This window comes from Streptomyces sp. NPDC034086, assembly GCF_055575515.1.
Genome location: NZ_JBVISM010000042.1, coordinates 1 through 1,563 on the forward strand (window position 1 = coordinate 1; position 1,563 = coordinate 1,563).

The window sequence follows — 1,563 nt, forward strand, 5'->3', positions numbered from 1 at the left end:
GGAAAGTGGTGGAGCCGGCGATCCAAGGTGGTAGTAGGTAAGCGATGGGGTGACGCAGGAAGGTAGTCCAGCCCGGGCGGTGGTTGTCCCGGGGTAAGGGTGTAGGCCGTGTGGTAGGCAAATCCGTCACACGTTAAGGCTGAGACCTGATGCCGAGCCGATTGTGGTGAAGTGGATGATCCTATGCTGTCGAGAAAAGCCTCTAGCGAGTTTCATGGCGGCCCGTACCCTAAACCGACTCAGGTGGTCAGGTAGAGAATACCGAGGCGTTCGGGTGAACTATGGTTAAGGAACTCGGCAAAATGCCCCCGTAACTTCGGGAGAAGGGGGGCCATTCCTGGTGATGAGACTTGCTCTCTGAGCTGGGGGTGGCCGCAGAGACCAGCGAGAAGCGACTGTTTACTAAAAACACAGGTCCGTGCGAAGCCGTAAGGCGATGTATACGGACTGACGCCTGCCCGGTGCTGGAACGTTAAGGGGACCGGTTAGTGACCTTTCGGGGTTGCGAAGCTGAGAACTTAAGCGCCAGTAAACGGCGGTGGTAACTATAACCATCCTAAGGTAGCGAAATTCCTTGTCGGGTAAGTTCCGACCTGCACGAATGGCGTAACGACTTCTCGACTGTCTCAACCATAGGCCCGGTGAAATTGCACTACGAGTAAAGATGCTCGTTTCGCGCAGCAGGACGGAAAGACCCCGGGACCTTTACTACAGTTTGATATTGGTGTTCGGTTCGGCTTGTGTAGGATAGGTGGGAGACTTTGAAGCAGCCACGCCAGTGGTTGTGGAGTCGCCGTTGAAATACCACTCTGGTCGTGCTGGATGTCTAACCTCGGTCCGTGATCCGGATCAGGGACAGTGTCTGATGGGTAGTTTAACTGGGGCGGTTGCCTCCCAAAGGGTAACGGAGGCGCCCAAAGGTTCCCTCAGCCTGGTTGGCAATCAGGTGTTGAGTGTAAGTGCACAAGGGAGCTTGACTGTGAGACCGACGGGTCGAGCAGGGACGAAAGTCGGGACTAGTGATCCGGCGGTGGCTTGTGGAAGCGCCGTCGCTCAACGGATAAAAGGTACCCCGGGGATAACAGGCTGATCTTCCCCAAGAGTCCATATCGACGGGATGGTTTGGCACCTCGATGTCGGCTCGTCGCATCCTGGGGCTGGAGTCGGTCCCAAGGGTTGGGCTGTTCGCCCATTAAAGCGGTACGCGAGCTGGGTTTAGAACGTCGTGAGACAGTTCGGTCCCTATCCGCTGTGCGCGTAGGAATATTGAGAAGGGCTGTCCCTAGTACGAGAGGACCGGGACGGACGAACCTCTGGTGTGCCAGTTGTCCTGCCAAGGGCATGGCTGGTTGGCTACGTTCGGGAGGGATAACCGCTGAAAGCATCTAAGCGGGAAGCCTGCTTCAAGATGAGTATTCCCACCTCCTTGAGAGGGTAAGGCTCCCAGTAGACGACTGGGTTGATAGGCCAGATGTGGAAGCCCGGTAACGGGTGGAGCTGACTGGTACTAATAGGCCGAGGGCTTGTCCTCAGTTGCTCGCGTCCACTGTGTTAGTTCTGAAG

Annotated in this window: 1 rRNA gene; it reads left to right on the forward strand. The window is 56.4% G+C overall.

The window, feature by feature from the left end:
- Nucleotides 1–1,531: ribosomal RNA gene (locus ACZ514_RS32250) — 23S ribosomal RNA — on the forward strand; the annotation flags it as partial.
- Nucleotides 1,532–1,563: the final 32 nt, after the last annotated feature.